This window comes from Echinicola rosea, from assembly GCF_005281475.1.
Taxonomy (GTDB): Bacteria; Bacteroidota; Bacteroidia; order Cytophagales; family Cyclobacteriaceae; genus Echinicola; species Echinicola rosea.
In genome coordinates, this window is sequence record NZ_CP040106.1 from 3,930,839 (window position 1) to 3,943,428 (window position 12,590).

Sequence of the window (12,590 nt, forward strand, 5' to 3'; positions counted from 1 at the left end):
CCAAAAATGTATCGCTTCCTTTTGACGGCCCTTGGTATGCCTGTTTTCCAGCCAATGGTGCAGGCCGTTAAGAAAGGGAGTTGGCTCGCGTCGTGGAACAGCGAGACCCACTCGCTTTTAGGCCGTAGCCATCGGGTGGAAATTAAAATGGGTGACGGATCCACGTCGCAGGGGAAATCCATGTCCCATTTTAAAGGGCATACCACCGGCCTGGATTTTTTTCTTTCTTTTTTCATCAATGGAAAAAAGGAAAAGGATAAAATCCACCAAAATGGCCAAAGCCATACAGTTAAGGTCAAATAGAAAAAAAAATCTCCCACATGCAGGCAAACTCCTCGTGTTTAGCTTCCAACAACCATTTTTCCCACCATTTCGTCAAAAAGCCTGGCCTTTTTCCGCCCGCTTGTTTAATTTCTTCACCCCCAATACCTGTTAGGCGGATGATGTCCTAGGGGCTATTTTACTAGGTAATGATTAATCACCGGGATTTTTGATAAAATTTTCTACCCACTGTAATCCATATAGAGCCATTTTTTCAGAAAAAAGGGTCAGTATTGAATAAAGCGATTCTTTATAAAGTGTAAAATATTTTAAAACACTGATAATTATATACTTATATTGTATTATTTAAATCTTTAATTAATAGGTGTTTTTTGTCAATAGAAAAATTAAATCCCCCAATACCTCTTTCTACACCTATGGCAAATGCATTAAAAAATGTTCCTATTTGCATTTATATCTGCCGTTTTTACGGAACTTACCCTTTTGTGTGTAATCATTTATCAGGGATCAAGCCATATTTCTGGGGGCTTTACTGCTAGGAGGCATTTCAAATGCGGAACTAGAGATAGCTGCGACGGCTTGTGCGATCCAAATCAACTCATCATGCTTTCAGCCCAGCTATTCGGCAAGATAGGCTACTGCGGTCACCAATGTTCAAATCGGGGCAAAGTGCCAGCAGCAAGATAAATTTTGTAACCTGCGGATTCATCCGCAGGAGCTTATGCGGTACTGAATCTCCCGAAGGACTGCCAGCGACACGGATGATAGCTATACCTACACGAAAATTGCTCCCCTTCCAACCTCTAAACGCGTTTGCCCTGTTCCTACACCTCAAGTTCAACACAAAAGCTATGCTTCCCTTCGATATACTGGTAGCTCACACCAAAGCCATAAAGTTTGCAAATCGCTTCTACGATGGATAGCCCTAATCCAGTATTTTGCTGACTCTGGCCATTTTTGTAGAAGCGTTTAAAAATGCGTTTGGCATCCAGTGATCCATTGTTGGCCGTGTTCTGGATGATTAATTTCCCCTGCTGTAGCTGAATAATGACCTCTCCTCCTGCTTGGTTGTGGATGATGGCATTTTTGATCAGGTTATTGATCAAAGTACTGGCCAGCATCCTGTTCATGGTAACGGTTACTTCTTGACTTGCTTCCATTTTGACCAGCACCTCTTTGAAGGAAGCAAAATCCTCAAAGTCGATCATGGTTTGCTCGACCAACTCGTTAAAGGATATTGCTTGGTTGTCAAAAAATTGCTTGTTTTCGATCTTGCTCAGCAGTAAAAGTGATTTGTTTAGCTGTGTCATTCGTGAGGTAATCTGTAACAATTCAGCCATCATTTCTGCATCGGAGTTCTCCATACTGTTTTTTTCCACCAGTAACTCAAGCTTATTGATGATGATAGCAAGCGGTGTTTGCAGCTCGTGTGCGGCATTTTCGGTGAATTGCTTTTGGTCGGCATAAGCATCCAACGTATGGTTGATCAGCTGATCACAAGAATGCTTCAGTTCTAGAAATTCCTTGGTCCGGGTTTTCATCGTCGGAAGTGGCGAGTCTTTATTGACTCGAAAGTTCTTGATCTGTTCCAAAAAATCGTAAAACGGCCTCCATACTTTCTTAAGGACGATATTATTGATGAGTAAAATACTGATGATCAGCAATAGATAAAGCCAAAAAATCGCCCAAAACATATCCTCGATAAGGTCATCTTCTTCGACCATGGAAGAAATCACCTCCAATTTGTAATATTGCCCTTCATGCTCAAAGGCCGTGGTCAACATCCTTACCGGCTCCTTGTCGTCTTCATCAAGCATGTACATCAGCGTATCTTTATAGCTGTCTTTTACCTGTATTGCCTCGCTTTTATCGATGGGCCATAGGGCATAATTACTTTCGCCAAATTCATTTTTTGAAAATATAGTACTGTCTTCCGCGGCTTTATTGATGATCAGTAGCTTATAGTTGGCCAACCCATCGTCAATGCTGTCATAAATCTCATCCAGCATATTGGCATAAAAAACCACCGACCAGATGCTGACAATCAGCAAAATGGAAATGGAAAGATAGGCGAGCGACTGGTTCAGTAATTTCATTAAATGGTCGTTTACTGGGATTCTATGACCTTGATTCCGGGTTTAAGCCGAGGCCAGTGTCGTTAAGTTGGTGGGTATCGGTAATATTGTTTATAGAATTTTTCAAAAGCAAAGCATCCTTTATGATTCACCAAGCTTATAGCCTACTCCGTACACCGCTTGTATTTCCAAATTGGCCTGAGCCTCCTGCAGTTTTTTCCGGAGGTTTTTGATCTGGTAATAGATGAAATCAAAATTATCCGCCTGGTCGGTATGATCTCCCCAGACATGTTCAGCAAGGGCTGTTTTGCTTACCAGCCGATTTTTATTGAGCATAAAGTAATTTAGGATATCAAATTCCTTACGGTTTAGTACCACCAGCTCTCCGCCAATCCGCAGCTCTCGGTTGCCCAAATCCAGCACCGCATTGCCAAATTCGACGGTGTTTTTTCCGTCCAATTGCTTCCGGCGCAATACGGCCTTGACGCGAGCATTCAGCTCTGCCAGATGGAATGGCTTGGTAAGATAGTCATCCGCCCCTAGGCCTAAGCCTCTCAGTTTATCGTCCAGGGAATCCTTTGCAGAAACAATGATAACATTTCCACTTTTGCCTGCTTTTTTAAGCTCTTCCAATATTTCCAATCCACTACCGTTTGGCAGCATGATGTCCAATAAAATGCAGTCATAGTCGTAAACAAAAAGCTTATCCAGCGCCTCATGATATTCCTCCGCTGTTTCCACGACATACTGTTCCTTTTCAAGCGAGTTTTTAATCGCTTTTAGGAGTTCCTTTTCGTCTTCTATTGCTAAGATTTTCACATTGTAAACCTCTTGTTTAATTCTGGAAAGATATGGGAATAATGTTACTAACAGGCCATAATTTAAGGATTAAAGTAACACTACGGTGTTTAGTCCAATACTAGGTTTGGAAAAGTATCTACTGTTGGTAGAAAATGATTAACCCTCAAAATTAGCTAGCGGTCCCGCGCTTCATAAATCCTCAAAAACAGGATACTGGCCATGTTTCTAGCATGTTCTTTTGCATGGTCAGCTACTTTTCCCTCAAATAACATATCCAAGGTAGTAAACCACAATTCCAGCCAATTACCAAAATGTACTTGGCTAAGCCCCTGCCCTGTTTTCTGATCCACTTCTTTGTGTGCCTTCAGTGGATTGAATTTATTCCTGCCCGGGCCTGAATTTAACAGGATCATTTCCCAAAAATCCGATAATTTTTCCAAGTGTTCGGGCCAGTTGGTTACAATACCATTAAAAATAGGCCCTAAATTGGGATGCTGCCTTACCTGTCCATAAAATGTATGCACCAGTTTTTCTACATCTTCCCGATTGCTAATATCCTGCTTTGTCATACCACAAAGTTACAGCATAGCAGGTAAGCTGTAAAATACCAGGCCATAAATTGATTGCTTTGATTTAATTTGGCTGCGGGTGATTATTCGTGCTTAGTTTTAAGTATCTTGGTAAGAAGATTGCTTCGATAATAAATATAGTTTTTAACCAAAAAATCACTAATAACATGAAATTTTCAAGAAATGCATCAGCCAACTGGAAAGGCAGTGGAAAAGAAGGTAAAGGTACGGTCAGCACCGAAACGAATGTTTTGGACAAGACCCCATACTCCTTCACGTCACGCTTTGAAGATGAGAAAGGTACTAACCCTGAAGAACTGTTGGGTGCTGCCCATGCAGGATGTTTTTCGATGAAGCTAAGTTTTGTGCTCAACGAAATGGGCTTTACTGCAGAAAACATTGACACTTCGGCCAAAGTCACTATGGAAGACGGAAAGATCACCAATGTCCATTTGGATCTTAGCGCAAAAGTTCCAGACATCAGCTCGGATGATTTCCAGAAAGCTGCTAAAGACGCCAAGGAAAATTGCCCTGTTTCCGCTCTTTTCAATACGGAAATTACCATGGATGCCAAATTGGGATAAATCCGGAATTCAATTCAAATATGGATACCGCAAAATGAACGCTCAATAACCTTTCCACAATCTGGGAAATAAAAAAATCTCACGGATTACATTTTATGTGATTTCCGTGAGATTTTTGGTTTTATTCCCTACTGAGGGATATGCTCGTTATATGGAAAATCAGGAATATTCCTCCCAAAAATCCGAATATTCATAAGGACTGTTGTGTGCTGTCCATAACTTGCCATCTGTAAATCGATAGGGACCTTCAAGTTGATTGAGCTTATCCATCTCCTCTTGACTTAAGGTCAACACGCTTGACTTAAAGTTTTCCTCAATCCTTGAAGGGGTTACCGACTTGGGGATCACTGAGATACCCCTTTGCATATTCCAAGTCAAAACTACTTGAGCAGGCGTTGCATTAAGTTTACTGGCAATGGATTTGACAGCTTCATGCTCCAATAAAATCGGGAGATCTACGCCTCCTTGTCCCTTTGTTCTGTAGGCAGCACCAAGGGGTGCATAAGCTGTTAGTAGGATTTCCTCACGCTGGCAGTAATCCACCAATCCTTGCTGCGGCAAAAAGGGATGCATTTCGATCTGGTTAACTTCAGGTTTCACCTTGGCGTTGACAAGGATTTCCTTGAGCTTTTTGATTTTAAAATTGGAAACACCAATATGTTTTACTTTTCCTGTATCCAAGAGCCCTTCCATCGCGTTCCATGTTTCCGATAGGGGAATATTATCGAGGCTTTCGAAATCTCCCTTAGCGTCAGGGAAATCCACCCCATGCTTCAGAGCCAGTGGCCAATGTACCAAATACAAATCCAGGTAATCTAACTGGAGGTCTTTAAGCGTATTTTCCAGAGCAAGTTGGACATGTTCCTTCTTATGTGAATCATTCCAAAGCTTCGAAGTCACCCAAATATCCTCTCTTTCTATTGTGCCGTCCGCGAAAGCTTTGGCAAAGGCATCTCCTATTTCCTTCTCGTTTTTGTAAATGTATGCACAGTCAAAATGACGATATCCTACATCAATGGCTTTTAACACTGCCTCATATACTTCTCCTGGTTTGGATTGCCAAGTGCCCAAGCCTAATATGGGCATTTTATCGCCGTTACTAAAAGTTAGTGAATTCATATCGCTAGTTGATTTTGATAATAATTGATGAAAGTAAAACTTTTGATAAGGTAATTAACTATACCTTTTTTTAAGGGTAATTTGAAAACAAAAGTTCGGAAGATCATTTTATATCAAATCCCCTTTTGACATATTACTAATGCAAAACATCTGCCAAGATTGCCTAAATTTCACCTAAAAGTATTTTGTAAAGCAGGATCCCAGTCCTTCCAAACCGGTTGGTAACCTTGGCTTTTCAATAGACCTGCAATTTTCTCAGGACTACGCTCATCCGAGATCTCAAATTGCTCCAAGGATTCCTTGCCAGCAGCATAACCTCCAGGGTTTGTTTTGGATCCTGCACTCATGGAAGTGATGCCCAGTTTGATCACATGGTTTCTGAAATGTTCTGTTTCGCGGGTGGATAAGGAAAGCTCTACATCTGGGTCCAGCAATCTATATGCGCAGATCAGTTGCACGAGTTCTTTGTCGTTCATGGCCACCTTGGGCTCCTGTCCACCTGAAAAGGGCCGCAGCCGTGGAAAAGAAATCGCATATTTCGTTTGCCAATATTTCTTTTCCAAATAGCGTAAATGCATTGCGGTGTAAAAACTATCTACCCGCCAGTCCTCCAGCCCGATCAAAGCACCAATTCCCACCTTATGGATACCGGCTTTGCCAAGCCTGTCCGGTGTTTCAAGTCGATAGTCAAAGTTCGACTTTTTACCTTTGGGATGATGGATCTTGTAAGTCTCACGGTAATAGGTTTCCTGATAGACCAAAACACTGTGAAGGCCACTTCTTATCAATCGCTCGTATTCATCTTGATCAAGAGGCTGCACTTCCATGCTGACATTGGCAAAATGAGGTTTGATCAGCTGGATGGCATGTTCGAGGTAATCCACACCTACCGTTCTGTTAGCTTCACCCGTCACGATGAGAATATGCTCAAAGCCCATTCCTTTAAGGACTTCGACTTCCTTCATGATTTCCTTGTCAGAAAGCGTCTTTCTTGGGATCTTATTGTCCAAGCTAAACCCACAATACGTACAGATGTTCTGACATTCATTGGAAAGGTAAAGGGGGGCAAAAAGCTGCATATTATTACCAAACCGCTGCAGTGTCAATTGGCGGCTTTTCTGCGCCATGCCTTCCAGATAGGGCGCTGCAGCAGGGGAAACCAGCGCCAAAAAGTCTTCGAGGTCTCTCTCCTTTTTAGCCAGGGCCTGCTCTACCCTGGCCGGTGTAACATGCGCCAACGCTTGATGGACTTTTTCTGGTGGATATTGGGATAATAGGTCTCTAAAATCATTCATATGACAAGAATTCAGTTAATGGACTACTTGCATTTGCTTGCTCACTGACGGTACCTTGGCCACATTCAAATGCCATTCTACCTGCCTCGACGGCCATTTTAAAAGCCTTTCCCATCTCCACGGGATTTTGGGCTACCGCAATGGCCGTATTTACCAATACCGCATCGGCCCCTATCTCCATGGCCTGGGCAGCATGCGATGGTACGCCCAACCCTGCATCTACCACCACCGGCACATTGCTCTGCTCGATGATGATCTTCAGAAAGTCTAGGGTCCTGAGCCCATTATTGCTGCCGATGGGCGATCCAAGTGGCATTACTGCGGATGCTCCAGCGTCTTCCAGTCGTTTGCACAGGACAGGATCAGCGTGGATATAGGGCAATACCACAAAACCTTCCTTCACCAATGCCTCGGTAGCACTAAGGGTTTCTATTGGATCAGGCATCAAGTACCGGGGATCGGGGTGAATCTCCAACTTCACCCAATTGGTCCCTAATGCCTCTCGGGCCAGTTGCGCAGCAAATACGGCTTCTTTAGCGGTCCGCACACCTGAAGTATTCGGAAGTAAATTGATGCGCGAATGGGACAAGTGCGCCAACATATCATCGTCTTTATCTTTGACATCTACCCTTCTTAGTGCCACCGTTACCAGTTCGGACCCAGATGCCTCCAAGGCGTCCTGCATGGATTGGTAGGTTGGGAATTTACCGGTTCCTGTGAAGAGCCGAGAAGTAAATGTTTTATTGGCGATAGTCAACATAATCGAATGTATTTTGGATTTCTTTAATGAGTTCTTGTGGATGGTTACTTTGATGAAGCAGTCCGCTGACGGCTACACCACTTAAACCGCTTGCTTTTAGTGACGGGAAATCTTCCGTAACGATTCCCCCAATGCCAATGATTGGAAGGGCTGGATATACGTTTTTTACCTTTGGTATAATGCTTTGATAACCAGTTATTCCCAGTGTTGGACTTAAATCTTTTTTGGTGCTGGTAAAACGAAACGGCCCCAGCCCGATATAGTCGGCATCATTGGCAACGGCAAGGATATCTTCCAGGGTATTAGCAGTCGCACCAATTACCAACCGGCTACCATACCGCTCCCTGATGTCTTGAACAGCTTTATCTTTTTTGCCTACATGGACACCAAATGCACCGGATTTATGGGCAATCTCTGGATGGTCATTGATGATCAGGGAACATCCAAATTCATCGCAAATTTCCTTGGCACCAAATGCCGTTCGGAGAATGACCGCCTTCGGAAATGCCTTCATTCTCAGTTGTACCCATTTTCCTCCTGCTTCGCAATAGGAATGAATAGCATCCAAATAGTCTTTGGGATGGTCAAGATTTGGCGTGATATAATGTAGCGAACTTATTTTGCTCATTTCAGGGGTTATTTTTATAGTTCAAGAACCTTTTTAATCGCTCCGCAGTATTTTTTCCGCTCCATATTCCTCCGATAATCGCTGCCCCGTCAAAACCTGCGGCGTGAAGAAAGGGCAATCTTCCAGGTGTCACTCCACCTAAGGCAAATAATTGAAAAGGCAGATTATGCTTGTGGGCAGTTGTCCATGCACGCAGCTTATGAGGGGGAAAGCCTTGGTGATAGCCGGGTTTGGAAATACTATCAAAAACAGGGCTGATAAAAGCATAGCTTAAGGTTCTATTGGCCATGTCCTCCAAAGCCTCCAGTCGATGAAATGACTTACTGGTCATGCCCTCCCGCTGGAGCACAGGATAGTCGCCCTTGAAGTGAATTCCACCCAATGCATACCTATCTGCCAGCGAGTGATGCTCATGAAGGGAAATTTTCGGATAATAGCCAGCAGGTATTCGTGCCAATAAATCCTCCATCTGCCCTTCTGACCATCCCGGCTTTCGTATGTGCAAGCGGTAAAGACCATGATCCAAAAGCTGGACCATGGTTTTGATTTCCTCTTTTTCTTTTTCCGGAGAACTGATTGCGATCAGCTTCATTATTGGTTAAGGTAGAGTTCTCCTCCTTTTTCAGAAAATTCCTCTGCTTTTTTTTGCATTCCCTCTTCGATGGCCTCCTGGTCATTAAGACCATTTTTATCGGCATAATCCCGAACATCCTGTGTGATCTTCATGCTACAGAAATTTGGGCCACACATACTGCAAAAGTGAGCGATTTTGGCACCATCTGCCGGTAATGTTTCGTCGTGGAAAGACCTGGCAGTATCTGGATCCAAGGAGAGGTTAAACTGGTCTTCCCACCGGAATTCAAAACGGGCTTTGCTCAAAGCATCGTCCCTGTATTGCGCACCTGGGTGACCTTTCGCCAGATCTGCTGCATGGGCAGCGATTTTATAGGTAATTACCCCATCTTTGACATCTTTCTTTTCGGGCAGGCCCAAATGTTCCTTGGGTGTTACATAGCAAAGCATCGCACAGCCATACCATCCGATCATAGCAGCCCCGATACCTGACGTAATATGGTCATATCCAGGAGCAATATCGGTCGTCAATGGCCCCAAGGTGTAAAACGGTGCTTCCCCGCATTCTACCAGCTGTTTGTCCATATTTTCTTTGATCATGTGCATCGGAATGTGGCCAGGGCCTTCGATGATGGTCTGCACATCATGCTTCCAAGCGATCTTGGTCAGCTCACCCAAGGTTTCCAGCTCCGCAAACTGTGCTGGATCATTGGCATCGGCGATGGATCCAGGACGGAGCCCATCTCCAAGTGAAAAGGTGACATTATAAGCCTTCATGATTTCGCAGATTTCCTCAAAATGCGTATAGAGAAAATTCTCCTTATGATGGGCAAGACACCATTTGGCCATAATGGATCCTCCTCGGGAAACGATCCCCGTGACCCTTTTGGCGGTCATCGGAACATAACGGAGCAATACTCCTGCGTGAATGGTGAAATAATCCACTCCTTGCTCTGCCTGTTCGATGAGCGTATCCCTGAACAATTCCCAAGTAAGGTCCTCGGCCTTTCCATTTACTTTTTCCAAAGCTTGATAAATAGGCACCGTACCGATGGGCACCGGGCTATTGCGCAAGATCCACTCTCGGGTTTCATGGATGTTTTTGCCGGTGGAAAGGTCCATAATGGTGTCCGCTCCCCAGCGACATGCCCAGACGGCTTTTTCGACCTCCTCCTCAATACTCGAACCTATGGCTGAATTGCCAATGTTTGCATTGATCTTCACCAAAAAGTTACGCCCGATGATCATGGGTTCCGCTTCAGGGTGGTTGATATTGGCGGGGATCACAGCTCTTCCTTTAGCCACTTCATCCCGGACAAATTCCGGCGTGATCATGCCCTTAGGCGTGTTGGCACCGAAATTTTCACCAGGATGCTGTTTGGTAAGTTCTTGTTGCTCGGCGATACGCTGGTTTTCCCGAATGGCAATGTATTCCATTTCCGGGGTAATGATGCCTTGTTTGGCATAATACATTTGGCTGACATTTTTTCCAGGTTTGGCCCGATAGGGCATTTTTACCAAGTCAAAACGCAACTTGTCTAGTGCAGGATTGTCCAATCGACGCTGTCCATATGCTGAAGTAAGTCTATCGAGCTGCGCTACATCCCCACTGTTCAGTATCCATTCTTCTCGAAGTCGCTGGAGTCCCTTTTTGACGTCTATTTGTACATTGGTATCGGTATACGGGCCACTGGTGTCATAAACAGTCACGGGAGGATTTTTTTCTACTGTCTCATGGCGGTCCAGATGGGAAACTGTGTCGTGTAATGCTATTTCCCTCATGGCGACTTTGATGGGATGTAGTTTACCTGCTACGTACACCTTTTTGGAATTGGGAAATGGATCTGTGGTAATGTAGGACTTGATGTTCTCTTGACTGAGCGTTTTCATGTTTTATGTTAGTAAGGTTGTGTAAAGTTTTATTGTTATGGAGATTCCCAAGAGTCTTTTGAAAGTTTAACCCGATTTATGCATTAGGGATCGTAATGACCTTTCCCGATGGAAGTCAGGAAGAGCTGAAAGTGCAAGAAAATCAGGTGGTTTGGAGGAATGGGCGCAGCACCGATTCTGCTCCACTTTCATGCTGCCAGATAGCACCGAAAACTACAGTAAAGCGGCTGATTTGGAAGCAATTTCAGGTTGCAATACTTGTGCGTCGCGGCGCAGATAGACTAATACATATTCTGGGGATAACTAATGTAGAATGTCTCTCGGATTGTTCAGATCTACCTAGCGGCCAGTCAGGTGAGCTAGGATTTATGACAGTTCCGCTGTGATCATCCGCCTTGTGTGGCTTTGATGATGAGAATTTGATCGTTTTCGGAGAGTTGGTAATGGTCCCAGTCGGATTTGGGAATTACTTGGTCGTTGACGGCCAAGGCCATACCACGGTTTGCATCGATTTGTTGTTGTTGGAGCATTCCTGACAAAGACAAATCCTTGGTCGTAAGCTCAATACGCTCACCATTAAGGAGAAAATTCATAAGAATTTCAATTTTTGTAAATGAATAAAAAAACTTCAGGAATGAAGATAATCGCTCGGAAGGAAGCTTCACTTTTCCCTTCGCCCGCATTACCGGGATCAGGTTCAGAGGGTATGTCTCAGCCCCGATGGATCATCGGAACACCCCTAAAGTTTTGTACGTGGATACAAAGTTAGAATGATAAGTGAATATCAAAAACTATTGGTGAAATTTATTGACCTTATGCTGCCCGAACGACTGAAAAGCTAGCCAAGAGCGGAAAATAAAGAATAGCGCCTAAATTTTCACTACTTATATTATCAACCTTAATCTAACCCAATAAGGTATCACTCGAAGTTTAAGGAAACCGATATATGATTGCATTAACATTCATTCCTGCTCCTACAGAGGCAAACAGCACATGGTCACCAGCATGGATTTGGTGTTTTTCGATCTCCCCACGCAATAGCATATCCAATAGAATGGGTACGGTTGCCACGGAATTATTGCCCAGCTCACCAATGGTAATTGGCATGATTTTCCTTGGATCTTCTTGCATATCATACAGTTTGAAGACTCGGTGGATTATGGCGTCATCCATTTTAGCATTTGCCTGATGGATAAGGACTTTTTTGATGTCCCTGATGTCCAAACCTGCCCTATCAATGGTTGCCTTGACCAAAGCCGGGACCGTATTCAATGCATATTCGTACAATTTACGTCCGTTCATTTTCATAAATAACGTATCATCCTTGAAGTCGGGGTTATAAGACCGGTCCATCCGTAGCAGCATAGCTTCGTTCAGCGTATCGGTACGGGATTTATGGGTGATTATGCCGACGGGAACGTTACTTTCTTGGGATTGAAGGATAATCGCCCCTGCCCCATCAGAATAGATCATGCTGTCAATATCGTGTGGATCAGAAATCCGACTGAGCGTTTCTGCACCAACCACAAGGATGCTTTTGGCATCACCGGATTTTATATAATAATCTCCTTGGATAAGCCCCTGCACCAGGCCGGGGCAGCCAAAGGGAAGGTCATAAGCGATGCAATCGGGATTTTCGATTTGCAGCTTATGTTTTACACGGGAAGCCAGACTGGGAACCATATCGGATTTTGGGTTGTCCTTTAGCACATCACCAAAATTGTGGGCCACAATGATGTAGTCCAAATTCTCCTTATCCAATTTGGCCGATTTCAATGCTTCTTCCGAGGCAAAAAATGCCATATCAGAAGTGACATATTCATCCTCAATGTATCTCCTCTCTGCTATTTCTGTAATTTCTTGAAATTTATGAATGATCTTCTCGTTGGATTTGGTGAGCCTTTCTCCAGCTTTACTATAAAATTGGGCATTGAGAAAGTCCTCATTTTTAACCGCTTTTGAGGGAACATACTTGCCAGTTCCCGTGATGATGGAGTAATAGGTATTGGGCATA

The 12,590-nt window shown here is 43.8% G+C and carries 13 protein-coding genes and 1 riboswitch; of the genes, 2 read left to right on the top strand and 11 right to left on the bottom strand.

Annotated features, from left to right (window positions below):
• Positions 1-6: 6 nt before the first annotated feature.
• Positions 7-303 (top strand): hypothetical protein, encoded by a 297-nt coding sequence (locus FDP09_RS15550; protein WP_137403551.1) that lies wholly within the window; start codon positions 7-9, stop codon positions 301-303.
• Between the two features lie 803 nt (positions 304-1,106).
• Here the strand turns inward: FDP09_RS15550 and FDP09_RS15560 are convergent.
• From FDP09_RS15560 to FDP09_RS15570, 3 genes are all read right to left on the bottom strand, one after another.
• Entirely contained in the window at positions 1,107-2,378 is a 1,272-nt protein-coding gene (locus FDP09_RS15560) for a sensor histidine kinase (RefSeq protein WP_137403553.1), read from the bottom strand.
• A gap of 120 nt (positions 2,379-2,498) precedes the next feature.
• Complete coding sequence (locus FDP09_RS15565; RefSeq protein ID WP_137403554.1) at positions 2,499-3,176, bottom strand: response regulator transcription factor; 678 nt, start codon at positions 3,174-3,176, stop codon at positions 2,499-2,501.
• Between the two features lie 155 nt (positions 3,177-3,331).
• A complete protein-coding gene (locus FDP09_RS15570; protein WP_137403555.1) occupies positions 3,332-3,727 on the bottom strand; it encodes a group III truncated hemoglobin in 396 nt (131 codons plus the stop codon).
• A gap of 167 nt (positions 3,728-3,894) precedes the next feature.
• On the opposite strand from FDP09_RS15570, the gene FDP09_RS15575 reads away from it, so the two are divergent.
• A complete protein-coding gene (locus FDP09_RS15575; RefSeq protein ID WP_137403556.1) occupies positions 3,895-4,311 on the top strand; it encodes an OsmC family protein in 417 nt (138 codons plus the stop codon).
• Positions 4,312-4,470: 159 nt separating this feature from the next.
• On the opposite strand, the gene FDP09_RS15580 is transcribed toward FDP09_RS15575, so the two are convergent.
• The 8 genes from FDP09_RS15580 to FDP09_RS15615 all read right to left on the bottom strand — a co-directional run bounded on the left by FDP09_RS15580 (position 4,471) and on the right by FDP09_RS15615 (position 12,589).
• Positions 4,471-5,430, bottom strand: a complete 960-nt coding sequence (locus FDP09_RS15580) for an aldo/keto reductase (protein ID WP_137403557.1) — start codon at positions 5,428-5,430, stop codon at positions 4,471-4,473.
• A gap of 170 nt (positions 5,431-5,600) precedes the next feature.
• Positions 5,601-6,725, bottom strand: coding sequence for a 2-iminoacetate synthase ThiH (gene thiH / locus FDP09_RS15585; protein ID WP_137403558.1), 1,125 nt, complete (start codon positions 6,723-6,725; stop codon positions 5,601-5,603).
• Positions 6,718-7,485: a thiazole synthase gene (locus tag FDP09_RS15590; protein ID WP_137403559.1), complete on the bottom strand. Its 768-nt coding sequence runs from the start codon at positions 7,483-7,485 to the stop codon at positions 6,718-6,720. Before FDP09_RS15590 ends, thiH begins: the two co-directional genes overlap by 8 nt.
• Positions 7,466-8,113 carry a thiamine phosphate synthase gene (locus FDP09_RS15595; protein WP_137403560.1) on the bottom strand — a complete coding sequence of 216 codons (648 nt, stop codon included), beginning with the start codon at positions 8,111-8,113 and terminating at the stop codon, positions 7,466-7,468. Before FDP09_RS15595 ends, FDP09_RS15590 begins: the two co-directional genes overlap by 20 nt.
• A 1-nt stretch (position 8,114) precedes the next feature.
• Positions 8,115-8,705: a thiamine phosphate synthase gene (locus FDP09_RS15600; RefSeq protein WP_137403561.1), complete on the bottom strand. Its 591-nt coding sequence runs from the start codon at positions 8,703-8,705 to the stop codon at positions 8,115-8,117.
• Entirely contained in the window at positions 8,705-10,576 is a 1,872-nt protein-coding gene (thiC, locus tag FDP09_RS15605; RefSeq protein ID WP_137403562.1) for a phosphomethylpyrimidine synthase ThiC, read from the bottom strand. The genes FDP09_RS15600 and thiC overlap by 1 nt, the downstream gene beginning before the upstream one ends.
• Before the next feature lie 386 nt (positions 10,577-10,962).
• The gene (gene thiS, locus FDP09_RS15610) at positions 10,963-11,169 is read right to left on the bottom strand and encodes a sulfur carrier protein ThiS (protein WP_137403563.1); all 207 of its coding nucleotides are present in this window, start codon (positions 11,167-11,169) and stop codon (positions 10,963-10,965) included.
• Between the two features lie 58 nt (positions 11,170-11,227).
• Positions 11,228-11,327: riboswitch (TPP riboswitch) on the bottom strand.
• A gap of 179 nt (positions 11,328-11,506) precedes the next feature.
• On the bottom strand, positions 11,507-12,589 hold the full coding sequence (locus FDP09_RS15615; protein WP_137403564.1) for a 3-oxoacyl-ACP synthase III family protein: 1,083 nt from the start codon (positions 12,587-12,589) through the stop codon (positions 11,507-11,509).
• Position 12,590 lies beyond the last annotated feature (1 nt).

Excerpts from the sequence above, each read along its gene's own strand:
- FDP09_RS15575 (WP_137403556.1), top strand. The coding sequence starts at position 3,895 with ATGAAATTTTCAAGAAATGCATCAGCCAACTGGAAAGGCAGTGGAAAA.
- FDP09_RS15615 (WP_137403564.1), bottom strand. The coding sequence starts at position 12,589 with ATGCCCAATACCTATTACTCCATCATCACGGGAACTGGCAAGTATGTT.
- FDP09_RS15590 (WP_137403559.1), bottom strand. The coding sequence starts at position 7,485 with ATGTTGACTATCGCCAATAAAACATTTACTTCTCGGCTCTTCACAGGA.
- thiH (WP_137403558.1), bottom strand. The coding sequence starts at position 6,725 with ATGAATGATTTTAGAGACCTATTATCCCAATATCCACCAGAAAAAGTC.
- FDP09_RS15550 (WP_137403551.1), top strand. The coding sequence starts at position 7 with ATGTATCGCTTCCTTTTGACGGCCCTTGGTATGCCTGTTTTCCAGCCA.
- FDP09_RS15580 (WP_137403557.1), bottom strand. The coding sequence starts at position 5,430 with ATGAATTCACTAACTTTTAGTAACGGCGATAAAATGCCCATATTAGGC.
- FDP09_RS15560 (WP_137403553.1), bottom strand. The coding sequence starts at position 2,378 with ATGAAATTACTGAACCAGTCGCTCGCCTATCTTTCCATTTCCATTTTG.
- FDP09_RS15570 (WP_137403555.1), bottom strand. The coding sequence starts at position 3,727 with ATGACAAAGCAGGATATTAGCAATCGGGAAGATGTAGAAAAACTGGTG.
- FDP09_RS15595 (WP_137403560.1), bottom strand. The coding sequence starts at position 8,113 with ATGAGCAAAATAAGTTCGCTACATTATATCACGCCAAATCTTGACCAT.
- FDP09_RS15600 (WP_137403561.1), bottom strand. The coding sequence starts at position 8,705 with ATGAAGCTGATCGCAATCAGTTCTCCGGAAAAAGAAAAAGAGGAAATC.
- thiC (WP_137403562.1), bottom strand. The coding sequence starts at position 10,576 with ATGAAAACGCTCAGTCAAGAGAACATCAAGTCCTACATTACCACAGAT.
- thiS (WP_137403563.1), bottom strand. The coding sequence starts at position 11,169 with ATGAATTTTCTCCTTAATGGTGAGCGTATTGAGCTTACGACCAAGGAT.